The 14282-nt window shown below is 62.8% G+C and carries 10 protein-coding genes; all 10 read right to left on the reverse strand.

The annotated features are described in order from the left end of the window. Positions 1-162: 162 nt before the first annotated feature. Complete coding sequence (locus ATN84_RS23785) at positions 163-1245, reverse strand: NAD(P)-dependent oxidoreductase (protein WP_068884980.1); 1083 nt, start codon at positions 1243-1245, stop codon at positions 163-165. Then, a complete protein-coding gene (locus tag ATN84_RS23790) occupies positions 1205-4066 on the reverse strand; it encodes a nitrate reductase (protein ID WP_244491191.1) in 2862 nt (953 codons plus the stop codon). The genes ATN84_RS23785 and ATN84_RS23790 overlap by 41 nt, the downstream gene beginning before the upstream one ends. Before the next feature lie 4 nt (positions 4067-4070). After that, entirely contained in the window at positions 4071-4922 is an 852-nt protein-coding gene (locus ATN84_RS23795; protein WP_068884981.1) for a formate/nitrite transporter family protein, read from the reverse strand. A gap of 45 nt (positions 4923-4967) precedes the next feature. Continuing rightward, entirely contained in the window at positions 4968-5306 is a 339-nt protein-coding gene (gene nirD, locus ATN84_RS23800) for a nitrite reductase small subunit NirD (RefSeq protein WP_082766462.1), read from the reverse strand. Between the two features lie 5 nt (positions 5307-5311). After that, the gene (gene nirB / locus ATN84_RS23805) at positions 5312-7762 is read right to left on the reverse strand and encodes a nitrite reductase large subunit NirB (RefSeq protein ID WP_068884983.1); all 2451 of its coding nucleotides are present in this window, start codon (positions 7760-7762) and stop codon (positions 5312-5314) included. A gap of 12 nt (positions 7763-7774) precedes the next feature. After that, on the reverse strand, positions 7775-9535 hold the full coding sequence (locus ATN84_RS23810; RefSeq protein ID WP_068884984.1) for an ABC transporter ATP-binding protein: 1761 nt from the start codon (positions 9533-9535) through the stop codon (positions 7775-7777). A 9-nt stretch (positions 9536-9544) separates the two neighbouring features. Beyond that, a complete protein-coding gene (locus ATN84_RS23815) occupies positions 9545-10630 on the reverse strand; it encodes an ABC transporter permease (protein WP_068884985.1) in 1086 nt (361 codons plus the stop codon). Positions 10631-10675: 45 nt separating this feature from the next. Continuing rightward, entirely contained in the window at positions 10676-12025 is a 1350-nt protein-coding gene (locus ATN84_RS23820) for a CmpA/NrtA family ABC transporter substrate-binding protein (RefSeq protein ID WP_068884986.1), read from the reverse strand. Between the two features lie 426 nt (positions 12026-12451). Continuing rightward, complete coding sequence (locus ATN84_RS23825) at positions 12452-13687, reverse strand: CmpA/NrtA family ABC transporter substrate-binding protein (RefSeq protein WP_425287444.1); 1236 nt, start codon at positions 13685-13687, stop codon at positions 12452-12454. Next, positions 13684-14274 carry an ANTAR domain-containing response regulator gene (locus ATN84_RS23830; protein WP_068884988.1) on the reverse strand — a complete coding sequence of 197 codons (591 nt, stop codon included), beginning with the start codon at positions 14272-14274 and terminating at the stop codon, positions 13684-13686. Before ATN84_RS23830 ends, ATN84_RS23825 begins: the two co-directional genes overlap by 4 nt. Positions 14275-14282: the final 8 nt, after the last annotated feature.

Consider the following 14282-nt stretch of genomic DNA (forward strand, 5'->3'; position numbering starts at 1 on the left):
GGCAATCTCCACAAATATGGACAAGGCAATGTCGTTGGCATCACGCTCTAAGAACCATACCTGCAGGACCATGAATACGATGCAGCTCTGACTGTGCAAAGCCTTTTTGCAGGAGACGGTCGAGATATGGAGCTTACGTCGTCTGCTTCAACTTGAAATGCCCTAAAACCGCGCGTTTGCAACAATGCAGGGCCCGTCCACCGGCACAGCTGCGATACCCGGAATGAAACCGACCGCCATGCCTGCCCGCTGCAGATGCAGGGTCGCTTCATGCGCCGATCCGAAATCACCGGATTTGAGCCAGACCAACCGCTTGCCCTCTTGAGCCATTGCCACGGCATGCTGCGAAGCGCCGGACGTTGCAATCCGCTTCGCTTCACGGCGGGCGAGCTGCAGGATATCCCCGGAAATATCCTCGTCGTACAGGATGATTTCGGCTGCCTGCAGCGCCCTCACCGCCTTGAGTGGCAGAAGCTCCGCGTCGTGCGACCTCACCTCGATAACCGTCGCTTGCGCCGGTTCCACGCCGCCTCTTCCGGATGACAATTCCCGCAGGAAAGAGCGCTCGTCCCGCAGGGAAGGTGCTTCATCCGCGGCAAAAGCCCGATCGACGAAACGCTCCCAGAACTGCCGCCTGCCCTCGCCCGGCGCCAACCGCTCCACCACCGCCATGCGCAGGCGCTGCGCCAGATCGGTCCAGGCGGACAGGGATTGCGGCAGCATGGCCTCGATCCGGCGGCGGATCGCCTGCGCCAGGATGGGGGCCGCGCCGTCGGTCGAAATGCTAACGACCACCGGAGAGCGGCTGACGATCGAGCCGAACTGGAACTGGCAATAAGCGGGCTTGTCGATGATGTTGAACGGAACGCCGGCCGCACGCGCCGTACCGGCGAAAGCCTCCGCCTCCTCCTCGCTCTCCGCATCCGCGATGGCAAAGGCGAAGACCGGCCAGTCGGCGCCCTGCCAGGAAGAGTTACGATGCAGGAGCCTTTTAGGCCCGTGCGCCGCCAGAAGCGCATGCATTTCCTCGCGGAGATCGTCGTCCGGCGCGTGGACTTCCACCGTCGCGCCGCTCATCACCAGCAGCTCTGCCTTCCAGGCCGCTGCCGCCGAGCCGCCGGCGACCAGCGCCCGCTTTCCCTTCAGCGAGATGAACAGCGGAAGAACCGAGAGAGGCGCGATCCTGGCTGCGTCCTCCGTCGCCTTATTCCGCCGCCTGAACCTGGTGTTTTCGATGACACGCATCCAGTATCTCCCTGATTTCGGAGCGGCATGATCCGCAATTGGTCCCGGCCTTGAGCGCCGCACCGATTGCGTCCACCGAGCCGCAACCGCCATCGATGGCGGCGGCGATCTGGTTGATGCCGACGGAAAAGCATGAGCAAACGATGGCGCCGATATCCGGCTGGTCGGCACCAGGCCGCCCGGCCATCACCGCGATGCGACGCCGCGCCTCGCCATGCGTGGCGCCAAGCTGCGCCACGGCCCATGTGCGCGAGACGGCCACAGGCCGGCGGGCCACATAAAAGGCGAGCACCAGTCTTTCCCCGTCGAAGAAGGCGATGCGGCTGTCGCCGGTCTCCCGGTCGAAATAGGCGAGCGCCTCCAGATCGTCCGGCAGCCGCCAGGTTCTCCGACACCATGTTTCCCAGCTCTCCGGTGCCTCGGCAAAGGCGCATTCCATGCGGAAACCGTGCCCGACCCTGGCGAAGGCGAAATAATCCGCCCCATCGGGCAGCGGACGGTCCGCCGATACGGCAAAGCCGTAGGAACGGACCTCATAAGGCTCGACCGAGACCGCCACGTGCTTCAGCGCCGGCTGGCCGGATGTGGGATCGGTGACGGAGGGCACCAGCGCGTCGACGCGTCCGTTGGAGGCGAATTGATCGGTCCAGTGCATCGGCACGAAAACCGAACCGCGCGGTTGCCGCGCCGTGATCAGCGCGCGGACGACCACCTTGCCGTGCAGGCTGGCGACGCGCACCAGCGTGGCGTCGGCGATGCCAAGCGCTTCCGCATCCGCCGGATTGATCTCGGCGAAGGGCTCGGCGAGATGGGCCGACAGCCGGGCGCTCTTGGCCGTCCGCGTCATGGTGTGCCACTGATCGCGAATGCGGCCGGTGTTGAGTACCAGCGGGTACGCAGTATTGACGCGCTCCGTCACCGCCGATTGGACGGCGATGAACCGCGCCTTGCGATCGGGATGGTAGAAGCGGCCATCGGCGAAGAAGCGGAAGTTACCCCCCTCTGCCCTGCCGGCCATCTCCCCCTCAAGGGGGTAGATCAGATGATACGGTCCTCCCTTTTCATCCTTCAGCGTCTGCGACTGATGCCGAACCTCGATGACACCGTAATCTCCCCCCTTGAAGGGGAGATGGCCGGCAGGCCAGAGGGGGGTGCCTCGCACTGGCGCCGGCCATTGGAAGGGTTGCAATGCATCATAGGCAGGCCCGGAAATTCCTGCGTAATCCCCGATATCGAAATCCCGCTCACCCTCGTTCTCGAATGCCGACAACGCCGCATGTTCGGCAAATATCTCCGCCGGGCTCTGGAAGGCAAACGCCTCACCGAAACCCATCCGCATCGCCACATCGCAGATGATGCGCCAGTCGGGTCGCGCCTCACCGGGATGAGCTAGGAACGGCCGTTGCCTAGAAATCCGCCTCTCGGAATTCGTCACCGTACCGTCCTTTTCGCCCCAGCCGGCGGCCGGCAAAAGAACATGCGCATATTGCGTGGTGTCGGTGTCGTGCATGATGTCGGAGACGACAACGAACGGGCAGTTACGGATAGCATCCGCAACCGCATCCGCGTCCGGCATCGACACCACGGGGTTGGTGCCCATGATCCAGAGCGCCTTGATCCGTCCATCAGCCACGGCCTTGAACATGTCGACCGCCTTGAGGCCCGGCTTGTCGGCGATAACGGGCGCGTTCCAGAAGCGCTGCACACGCTCGCGGTGCTCGGGCTTCTCGATTTCCATATGGGCGGCGAGCATGTTGGCGAGGCCGCCGACCTCGCGCCCGCCCATGGCATTGGGCTGGCCGGTCAGCGAAAACGGCCCCATGCCCGGCCGGCCGATGCGGCCCGTCGCCAGATGGCAATTGATGATGGCGTTGACCTTGTCGGTGCCCGAAGAGGACTGATTTACCCCCTGGCTGTAGCAAGTGACCACCTTGTCCGTGGCCTCGAACACCCCGTAGAAGTCTTCGATCTCCCCATCCGAAAGGCCGGTGAGGGATGAAATATCCGCCTCGTTCGCTCGCGCCGCTGCCAGAGCGTCCGCGAAACCATTGGTATGGTCGCCGATGAATTCAGCGTTCACCGCCTGGCTGTGGGCGAGATGCACCAAGAGACCGTTGAAGAGGGCGACATCTCCGTCCGGGCGGACGGCGAGATGCATGTCGGCGATGTCGCAGGTCATGGTGCGGCGCGGATCGATGACGACGACCTTCATCTCAGGGCGTGCCGCTTTCGCCGCGGCGAGACGCTGATAAAGAACCGGATGACACCAGGCGAGGTTGGAGCCGGTCAGGATCACCAGATCGGCCTGCTCCAGATCTTCATAGACGCCCGGCACGGTATCCGCGCCGAAGGCGCGCCTGTGCCCGGCGACGGAGGAAGCCATGCAGAGCCGCGAATTGGTGTCGATATTGGCCGAGCCGATGAACCCCTTCATCAGCTTGTTGGCGACGTAATAATCCTCCGTCAGAATCTGGCCGGAGACATAGAAGGCCACCGCATCGGGCCCGTGCTCGGCAATGGTCTCGGAAAATTTCCGCGCCATCAGCTCAAGTGCCTCATCCCAGCCGGCACGCCGGCCGGCAATTTCCGGGTAAAGCAGCCGTCCGTCGAGATCGATCGTCTCGGCCAGCGCCGAGCCCTTGGAGCAGAGCCGGCCGTAATTGGCGGGGTGATCCGGGTCGCCCCGGACGCTGAGGCCCCCGTCATCCGCCAAGGTGGCGATCACGCCGCAGCCGACGCCGCAATAGGGGCAGGTGGTCCGGGTGGACGTTTCCCCCGGCCCACCTGCCGGCACTTCTCCTCCCAAGAGCTCGAGCGCCACGGGCTTACTCCGCGGGAACGCCGGCGGGATCGATGATCCGGCCAGAAGGCGCGGCGCGCTTGGCGCCGGTGCGCCCATGCGTTACGTAAAGCGTCAGGCCGACGAAGCTGAGGCCGCCGACGAGATTGCCGATCACCGTCGGGATTTCGTTCCAGATCAGATAATCCATGATGGAGAAATTGCCGCCGAGCATCAGGCCCGAAGGGAACAGGAACATGTTCACGATCGAATGCTCGAAGCCCATGTAGAAAAACAGCATGATCGGCATCCACATGCCGATGACCTTGCCGGAAACGGAGGTCGACATCATCGCGGCGACAACGCCGGTCGACACCATCCAGTTGCAGAGCACGCCGCGGATGAAGAGCGTCAGCATCCCGGCGGCGCCATGTTCGGCATAACCGAGCGTGCGACCCTCGCCGATATGGCCGATCTTCTGGCCGACCTCGTTCGGCTCCACGCTGAAGCCGAAGGTGAAGGTGATCGCCATCATCAGCGCGACGATCAGCGCGCCGGCGAAATTGCCGGTGAAGACCAGGCCCCAATTGCGCAGAACCCCGCCGAGCGTCACGCCCGGACGCTTGTCGATCAGCGCGAGTGGCACGAGGGTGAAGACGCCGGTCAGGAGATCGAAGCCCATGAGATAGAGAAGGCAGAAGCCGACCGGAAAGAGGATGGCGCCGGCGAGCGGCTGGCCCGTCTGGACATTGATCGTGACAGCGAAGGCGGCGGCGAGCGCCAGGATCGCACCGGCCATGAAGGCGCGGATCAGGGTATCTCGCGTCGACATGAAAACCTTCGCCTCGCCGGCATCGATCATCTTGGTCACGAAGTCCTGGGGTTGAACATAAGACATTGCCGTTTCCTTGTTGTTGGAATGATCCAGCGATCAGCGGTTTCGCTATTCCGCCGCCGCGAGCATCAGGCGTTCCAGCGCGATGAAGAGCTTGCCGCCCTCGTTCTTCACGGGGATCGTCCGCACCTCGCCCTCGTCGGCGCCGAGCGCCTTGCCGCTCTCCAGCGAGATCACCCAATTGTGCAGCGGACAGGTGACGGCGCGGCCATGGACGATGCCCTGGCTGAGCGGTCCGCCCTTGTGGGGACAATGATCCTCGATCGCGAAGACGTCGTTCTCCGCCGTGCGGAACACCGCGATCTTGCCCTGCGGCGTCTTCACACAACGTGCGCCGCGCAGCGGAATGTCGGAAAGGGTGCCGATTTCGATCCAGTTCATGTCCATCTCCCTCACTCCGCCGCCTGGCGGTATTCCACCGTCGCCATCGGGTTGAACTCGTGCTTGTCCTTGCCCGAGACGCGCTCGGACCAGGGATCGACCTGGGCGAATTTCTGGGAGAAGACGAAGCGGTCGAAATAGGCCTTGCGCTTTTCGGCATCATCCATGATCTGACGGCGGATCTCGTCGAGCCCAACGCGCTTGGCCCATTTGTAGATGCGCTCGAGATAGCGGGCCTGCTCGCGGTACATCTGCGTCAGCGCAACGATGTGTTCGAGCGCCTGATCCTCGGTCTTCACCAGGCCGAGGACCTCGGTTCCCTTGATGTCGAGACCGGCGGCACCCGCGAAGTGGATCTCGAAACCGGAATCGACGCAGATAACACCGATGTCCTTGCAGGTCGCCTCGGCGCAATTGCGCGGACAGCCGGAAACCGCCATCTTCAGCTTCGCCGGCGTCCACGAACCCCACATGAACTTCTCGATGCGGATGCCGAGGCCGGTCGAATCCTGCGTGCCGAAGCGGCACCAGTCGGAACCGACGCAAGTCTTCACTGTCCTGAGGCCCTTGGCGTAGGCCTGACCGGAGACGAAGCCGGCCTGGCCGAGATCGGCCCACACAGCCGGCAAATCCTCCTTCTCGATGCCGAGCAGGTCGATGCGCTGGCCGCCCGTCACCTTGACCATGGGCACGTTGAACTTGTCGACCACATCGGCGATGGCGCGCAGTTCCTTCGAACTGGTCACCCCGCCCCACATGCGCGGCACGACGGAATAGGTACCATCCTTCTGGATATTGGCATGGACGCGCTCGTTGATATAGCGCGACTGGTAATCGTCGGCATATTCATCCGGCCAGTCGCAGACGAGATAATAGTTGAGCGCCGGCCGGCACTTGGCGCAGCCGCAGGAGGTCTTCCATTCCAGCTCCTGCATGACGGCGGGGATGGTCTTCAATCCCTTCGCCTTGATCAGACGGCGCACATCGTCGTGGCCAAGATCGGTGCAGCCGCACATCGGCTGGACGGCGGCGGGATTATATTTGTCGCCCAGGGTCAGCGTCATCAGCTGCTCGACCAGGCCGGTGCAGGAGCCGCAGGAGGCCGACGCCTTGGTGTGAGCCCGCACGTCATCGAGCGAGGTCAGCCCTCTCTCGTTGATCGTGCCGACGATCTTTCCCTTGCATACGCCGTTGCAGCCGCAGATTTCCGCATCATCCGGCAAGGCTGCAACGGCCGCCATAGGGTCCAGGGGGGATCCTCCCTGATAGGCCTGGCCGAAGATAAGCGTCTCACGCATTTCCTTTACGTCGGTGCCCTTGCGCAGCATATCGAAGAACCAGGCGCCGTCCCCGGTCTCGCCGTAAAGCACCGCGCCGAGGATGCGGTTCTCCTTCAGTACCAGTCGCTTGTAGATGCCGGCGCTCGCATCGCGCAGCACGATCTCCTCGCGGTCTGGCGCCTCGGCGAAATCGCCGGCGGAATAAAGGCTTACACCCGTAACTTTAAGCTGTGTCGCAGTCTCCACCGGGCGGAAGGCGGCGTCTTCCTTGACAAGCGTCTTCGCCACCACCTTGGCCATGTCATAGAGCGGCGCGACGAGGCCGTAGCAGATGTTCTCATGCTCGACACACTCACCGACGGCAAGGATATCGGGATCGGAGGCAACCATCTGGTCGTTGACGACGATGCCACGCTCGACATGCAGGCCCGCGTCATTGGCGATGCGCACTTCCGGGCGGATGCCGACCGCCATGACCACGAGGTCAGCGGGATAGGTCGTGCCGTCATCGAGGAGCACGGCTTCCACATGGTCGGTGCCAAGAATGGCCTTGGTCTGCGCCTTGCAATGGACCCTGATGCCGCGGCTCTCGAGTTCCTTCTGGAGGAGATAACCAGCCGCCGGGTCAAGCTGGCGCTCCATCAGGTGGCCCATCAGATGAAGGACGACCACCTCCATGCCGCGCAGCCGCAGCGCAGCCGCCGCTTCGAGGCCGAGAAGCCCGCCACCGATCACCACTGCCTTGGCGTTCGGCTTGCCGGCAGCCGCCACCATGGCCTCGACATCATCGAGGTCGCGGAAGGCGCGCACGCCGGGCAGGTCCTTGCCGGCAACGGGAATGATGAAGGGCGCCGAGCCGGTCGCCACCACCAGCTTGTCATAGGGCGTCTCCCCCTTGGCGGTGACGACGAACTTGCCCTTCCGGTCGATCTTCGTGACCGTCTCGCCGAAGCGGCAGTTGACGCCCTGTTCGGCATACCATGCGGCATCGTGCGTGACGATCTCACCATAGGTCTTCTCGCCGGCAAGCACGGGCGAAAGCATGATGCGGTTATAGTTTCCGCGCGGCTCGGCTCCAAAGAGCGTGACGTCGAAGGCATCGGGTGCGGCCTCGAAAAGATGTTCCAGCATGCGGCCCGAAGCCATGCCGGCACCGACGACGACGAGTTTCTGTTTTGCCATTATCATTTCCTCCTATTCCGCCGCTTCGGTGCGGACCGCCTTCTGGCGGGCAATGCGTGCAAGGCGCTTTTCCTGGATCGAGCGAAGCTGATCCTCATCGGGATTGGCGCCGCCTTCATAGGCTTCCAAAAAGTCGAGTAGTTCCTCGCGATAGGCGTAGTAATCCGGGTGGGCGAGCAGTTCCTTGCGCGTCCTCGGCCGCGGCAGGTCCACCTCCATGATGTTGCCGATCCGGGCATTCGGCCCGTTCGACATCATCACCACGCGGTCAGCGAGAAGGATCGCCTCGTCGACATCGTGGGTGACGCAGATCGCCGTCACCTGGGTGCGCTTCCAGACATCCATCAGCACTTCCTGCAGCTCCCAGCGGGTGAGCGAGTCCAGCATGCCGAAGGGCTCGTCGAGCAGCAGGAGCTTGGGCGAGAGCGCGAAGGCGCGGGCGATGCCGACACGCTGCTTCATGCCGTTGGAGAGATCGGCGGCGAGCCGGTGCATGGCGTCGCCAAGACCGACCCGCGAGAGATAATATTCGACGATATCCTTTCGCTCGGCCGGCGATGCATCGGGATAGACCTTGTCGACGCCGAGCGCGACATTCTCGCGAGCGGTGAGCCAGGGCATCAGCGACGGCGCCTGGAAGACGACGGCGCGGTCGGGACCGGCGCCGCTCACCTCGCGATTGTCGAGGATGATGCCGCCCGACGTGATCGGATTGAGGCCCGCGACCATCGAGAGAACCGTGGACTTGCCGCAGCCCGAATGACCGATGATGGAGATGAACTCGCCCTTCGTCATCTTCATGTCGAAGCCATCGACGACCGTCAGCGGCCCCTTCGGCGTCGGATAGACCTTGCTGACCTCGAAGAACTCGACATAGCCCTTCTCCACCGCCGAGCTGGCCTTGCGCGCGTAAGCCGCCGGCAGCTTTTCGGGCCGCGGCTTCTGGGTGATCGGCACGACGTTCGGCAGGTCGATCTGCCGCTGGTTCTCGCTGGCGCGGCTTGCTCCCAGATCCATCAGATAGGCCGTCACCTCGGCGCGGATGCGGATGAACTCTGGATCGGAATTGAGCGCGCCGCGATCGCGCGGACGCGGGATATCGACCTTGAAGCTTTGCCCCAGCGTCGCCATCGGTCCCGGCGTCAGCGGAATGATGCGGTCGGCAAGCAAGATCGCTTCATCGACATCGTTGGTGATGAGGACGATCGTTCTTTTCTCCTTCTGGCAGATCTCGGCGAATTCGTCCTGGAGCTTGGAACGCGTCAGCGCATCGAGCGCGGAAAGCGGCTCGTCGAGCAGGAGCACCTCCGGCTGCATGGCAAGCGCCCTGGCGACCGACACGCGCTGGCGCATACCGCCGGAAAGCTCCGCCGGCTTGCGGTCGACCGCGTGGGCAAGCCCCACCATGTCGATATATTTCCTGACGATCTCCCGCCGTTCGTCCTTCGGCTTGTCCTTGTGAACGCTGTCGACGGCGAGCGCCACGTTACCCCTGACGGTCAGCCACGGCATCAGCGCATAGGACTGGAAGACGACGCCGCGCTGCGGTTCAGGCTCCGTTACTTCCCGGTTCCTGAAGAGAACCCCGCCGCTATCCGGCCGGGAAAGTCCGGCCAGCAGGGAGATCAGCGTCGACTTTCCGGAACCGGAGAAGCCGACGATGGCGACGAACTCGCCCTCCTCCACCTTCAGATTGACGTCTGCCAGCACATCGTTGCGGCTTTCCCCAGCACCGAAGGACTTGCAGACGCCGCTCGCTTCGAGAATGGGCATCCCGAGCTCCTACCGGTTCGAAGAGAAGGTGAAGGCCTGCTGCAGCGCGTACATGACGCGGTCCAGCATGAAGCCGATGATGCCGATGGTGAGCACCGCCACCATGATGCGGGCCAGCGAAGCGGCGGAACCGTTTTGAAACTCGTCCCAGACGAACTTGCCGAGCCCCGGATTCTGCGCCAGCATTTCAGCGGCGATCAGCACCATCCAGCCGACGCCGAGCGACAGGCGCAGGCCGGTGAAGATCAGCGGCAGAGCGGAAGGTAGCACCAGCTTGCGGACCGTCGTCGCCGTGGAAAGCTGCAGCACCTTGCCGACATTGACGAGATCCTTGTCGATCGAGGCGACGCCGAGAGCTGTGTTGATCAGCGTCGGCCAGAGCGAGCAGAGCGTGACCGTGACGGCGGAGATGACCAGCGATTTCGGCAGCATTTCCGATGGGTTCGTATAAAGTGCCGAGATGATCATGGTGACGATCGGCAGCCACGCGAGCGGCGAAACCGGCTTGAAGATCTGGATCAGCGGGTTGATAGCGCCGTTGAAGGTCCTGGAAAGGCCCGATGCGATGCCGAGCGGCACGGCGATTGCCGTGGCGATCACGAAACCGAGGCCGACGGTGAGAAGCGAGGTGAGGATCTGGTCGATATAGGTGGGCCGCCCCGTATAGACGCGCTCCTTCACCTGGTCGGCTTTTCCCTCGGCGACGAGCTTGGCATTGCGCGCATCCTGCCGTTCGTAGAAGGCGGCCGCCTTCGCCCGCTCCGCCAGATGATCGTTCCAAAGCACATGCGCCTGCTCGGCGACCGCGACGGGGCCGGGAATGGCCCCGAGCGACGTCTGCACGCGCGGCGCCAGAACGCCCCACGCAAGAAGGAAGGCCAGAATGCCCGCCAGCGGGATGAACAGCACCTTCTTCAGCTCGGCGAATTGCTCGGACGCGTTGTCGCCGGCAAGGATCCGCAGGATGGGCGCGAGCCAGCCGAGGCCGAAGGCGTTCAGCCAGACGGCGACCCGGTTGATCCGCTGCAGGAGCGCCTCCCGGCGGGCAGCGCGCACCGCGCTGTCCTGGCTGATGATGTCGGTGGCATTGGTCATGTCGCTGTTCCTTGCAATGCGATCTCGTTTCGGCGGCCGACCGGGTCAGCCGCCGACGACATCCGCGCCTTCGATTTTCTGGTCGCCTTTCAGGCCGATCTCGAGGGTATCGATGTATGCGTTGGGCTGGCGGCCGTCATAGGCGACGCCGTCGATGAAATCGGATGTCGCCGCCTTGTAGCCGTCGGCATCCCAGGGGAAGTCTTCCTCCCTGGCCTGGCCCTCGTCGACCAGCATCCGGGCAGCTTTCAGATAGATATCGGGCAGGTAGACCGACTTCGCCGTCTCCGCATACCAGGCATCGTCCTTGTGCTCCGGGATCTGCCCCCAGCGGCGCATCTGCGTCAGGTACCAGATGGCGTCGGAATAATAGGGATAGGTCGCGAAATGGCGGAAGAAGACGTTGAAATCAGGCACTTCGCGCTTGTCGCCCTTCTCATATTCGAAGGTGCCGGTCATGGAATTGGCGATCACCTCCGCGTCGGCGCCGACATATTCGGGCTTCGACAGGATCTCCACCGCCTCCGGCCGATTTGCGTTGTTGTTCTCGTCGAGCCAGATCGCGGCGCGGATCAGCGCCTTGGTGAGCGCCAGCGTGGTGTTGGGATATTTCTCGGTGAATTCCCTGGTGAGGCCGAAAACCTTCTCCGGATTGTTCTTCCAGATCTCGTAATCGGTGATGACGGGAACGCCGATGCCCTTGAAGACGGCGGCCTGGTTCCACGGCTCGCCGACACTGTAGCCGTCGATGGTTCCGGCCTCCAGCGTCGCCGGCATCTGCGGCGGCGGCGTGACGGAGAGGAGCGCGTCGGCCTTGATCTGACCGGAGACGTCGCTCGGCGAATAATAGCCGGGGTTGATGCCGCCGGAGGCAAGCCAGTAGCGCAGCTCGTAATTATGGGTGGAGACGGGGAACACCATGCCGAGATTGAACGGCTTTCCCTCGGCCTTGTACTTCGCGATGACCGGCTGAAGCGTATCTGCCTTGATCGGATGCTCGGGCTTGCCGTCGGCATCGTGCGGAATGTTCGGCTTCATCATCTCCCAGACGGCATTGGAGACGGTGATGCCGTTGCCGTTCAGATCCATGGAAAAGGGAGTGACGATATGGGCCTTGGTGCCGAAGCCGATGGTGGCCGCCAGCGGCTGGCCGGCCAGCATATGGGCGCCATCGAGCTCGCCGGTGATCACCCGGTCGAGCAGCACCTTCCAGTTGGCCTGCGGCTCCAGCGTGACGAACAGTCCCTCATCCTCGAAATAGCCCTTCTCATAGGCGATTGCCAGCGGCGCCATGTCGGTGAGCTTGATGAAGCCGAATTTCAACTCGTCCTTTTCGACATCGAGCATCTCGGCATGAGCGCTGCCTGCTGCCATGCCGAGAAGCAGGGCCGCCATCGCGAGGGAGCATTTCAATCGTCTTCCAGGCACCATGTTTCCGGCCTCCTTTGCCAGATCGTGTTCTTTGTTCCCCATCGTGCTTTCGGCATTCCCAGCCTTTTGCACGTGCGTCCGCATTTCCGGAAAAGAGGCCCACAAACAGAAAAAGCTGCCAAACGAGCAGTCGCGCCCGAACGGGCAACGATCGTCGTTTTGGCAGCTTTGCCTTTGAACGCCCTTCATTGGACGTTTCTATATGTGAGTCCCCTCCGGACTTGAAAATAAACAAGCACGAATCGTGCCAATTTCAAAATGGAATTTTTAGTTCAGTGTTATCAGTTACTTAATCCGTATCCGCAGGAGCGGAGCCCAAAACCAGCTAACCCCATAGCAGCCTAAATTTTCGCGCTCGGCCCAATTTTTGTGCAGCGCAGAAAAATGCGCTTATTTTCCGCGATGCTGGTTTTGGCCGGCGATATAGGCGTCAATCGCGTCGGGATCGAAGATGCGGCCATCGAAGAAGCCGTCGGGACCCAGCACCAGCCCGGCCTTCGATGCGCCGACATGCTGCGGCCTGGAAAGCGCGCCCTCCACCTTGAGATTGGCACCCGGAAGCGGCGTCGGAAGAGGCTTGAGCGCGCGGCGATAGATATCCGGCCGGTAGGAATCGCGCGCGATTTCCGCATTCTGCGGCGAATGCCGGCTCTGACCCCAGCGCACCATCTGGCTGTAGAACCATAGCGCATGGCTCTGCCAGGGGAAGGTCGCGGCCTTTTCATGCCTGACGAAGAAATCATCGACCTGCACGATGCGATCGGGCCGGGTGGCCAACGCACCGGTCAGGCAGCCGAGAAGAAGCTTCGCATCGACATCCAGCCAATGCGGGCGTGACAAGACGGCCGCCAATTCCTCCGCGTTTTCCGATCGGCCACACCATTCGGCCGCACGATAAAGCGCCCGCAGCAAAGCATCGAGTACGTCGGGATTGGCATCCGCCCAACGTGCCGTCACGCCCAACACCTTTTCCGGACTGTTGCGCCAGATCCTCGCCTTGACTGTGATGATGCGGCCGCCTCCCTGGCTGACGGCGACGCTATTCCACGGCTCGCCAACGCAGCACATATCGATATTGCCCGAGGCGAGCGCATCCGGCATCAGCGGCGGCGGCACGACGATGATCTCGGCGTCACGTTCGGGATCGATCCCGCAGGCGGCGAGCCAATAGCGCAATTCGTAATTATGCCCGGAGAAGGGATGCACCACCGCGATGCGCAACCGCTCCGCCCCGCCGCGCGCCGCGATCACCGCCTTGAGCGCCCGCCCGGCATCCGCCGGATCGAGATCGCCGGTCATTCCATGCGCCGCCATCTCCTCGTAGAGGGGCACGGAAACGGTCACGGCATTGCCGCCAAGACCCAGCGCCATCGGCGCGACCATCGGGACGGAGAGCGGCGAAAGGCCAAGATTGGAGGCGATCGGCATCGGCGCCAGCATATGGGCGGCCTGGAAATGGCCGACCGCCACCCGGTCGCGTATATTGGCCCAAGATGTCTCGCGCACCAGCTTCATCTCGATGCGCTCATCACGGGCAAAGCCCTTTTCAGCAGCCGCAATGAGGATCGCGCTGTCGAGAAGCGGCAGGAAGCCGACGGAGATTTCAGCACCATCCATCATCGTCATTTCTCCAGCAGGCCGGCGGCCATCACGAGGCTTTGCGCGATCTCGCCGATCTTGCGGTTCTGGTTCATGGCCGTCTTGCGCAAGAGGCGATAGGCCTCCTCCTCGCTCAGGCCCTTCGATTTCATCAGGATGCCCTTGGCACGGTCGATGATCTTGCGGTTCTCCAGTTCGCTGCGCGCCTCCTCCAGTTCACGCGCCATTTTCGAGAAGGCGTTGAAACGGCTGATCGCCATGTCGAGGATCGGCTTGACGCGCTCCTGCCTGAGTCCGTCGACGATATAGGCCGAGACGCCGGCCTCCACCGCCGCCTCGATCATGCTCTGATCGGATCGGTCGACGAACATGGCGATGGGCCGTTTGACGGAGCGGGAAAGCTGGAACATGCTTTCCAGCATGTCGCGATTGGGGTTTTCCAGATCGATGACGATGACATCGGGGCGAAGATTTTCGATGATGCGCCCTACCCCTTGGGCATCATGAATGACGGTAACATTGCCATGACCGGCCTGCCGCAACCCTTCCTCGATTATTGAGGACCGGATGGCGTTCTCGTCGATCACCAGAATGGTCAGGTCGCTATGCGTCATGGCGCATT

This window comes from Paramesorhizobium deserti, from assembly GCF_001558695.1.
GTDB classification, from domain to species: domain Bacteria; phylum Pseudomonadota; class Alphaproteobacteria; order Rhizobiales; family Rhizobiaceae; genus Paramesorhizobium; species Paramesorhizobium deserti.

Excerpts from the sequence above, each read along its gene's own strand:
- ATN84_RS23825 (WP_425287444.1), bottom strand. The coding sequence starts at position 13,687 with ATGACGATGATGGATGGTGCTGAAATCTCCGTCGGCTTCCTGCCGCTT.
- ATN84_RS23810 (WP_068884984.1), bottom strand. The coding sequence starts at position 9,535 with ATGCCCATTCTCGAAGCGAGCGGCGTCTGCAAGTCCTTCGGTGCTGGG.
- ATN84_RS23785 (WP_068884980.1), bottom strand. The coding sequence starts at position 1,245 with ATGCGTGTCATCGAAAACACCAGGTTCAGGCGGCGGAATAAGGCGACG.
- nirB (WP_068884983.1), bottom strand. The coding sequence starts at position 7,762 with ATGGCAAAACAGAAACTCGTCGTCGTCGGTGCCGGCATGGCTTCGGGC.
- nirD (WP_082766462.1), bottom strand. The coding sequence starts at position 5,306 with ATGGACATGAACTGGATCGAAATCGGCACCCTTTCCGACATTCCGCTG.
- ATN84_RS23795 (WP_068884981.1), bottom strand. The coding sequence starts at position 4,922 with ATGTCTTATGTTCAACCCCAGGACTTCGTGACCAAGATGATCGATGCC.
- ATN84_RS23820 (WP_068884986.1), bottom strand. The coding sequence starts at position 12,025 with ATGGCGGCCCTGCTTCTCGGCATGGCAGCAGGCAGCGCTCATGCCGAG.
- ATN84_RS23815 (WP_068884985.1), bottom strand. The coding sequence starts at position 10,630 with ATGACCAATGCCACCGACATCATCAGCCAGGACAGCGCGGTGCGCGCT.
- ATN84_RS23830 (WP_068884988.1), bottom strand. The coding sequence starts at position 14,274 with ATGACGCATAGCGACCTGACCATTCTGGTGATCGACGAGAACGCCATC.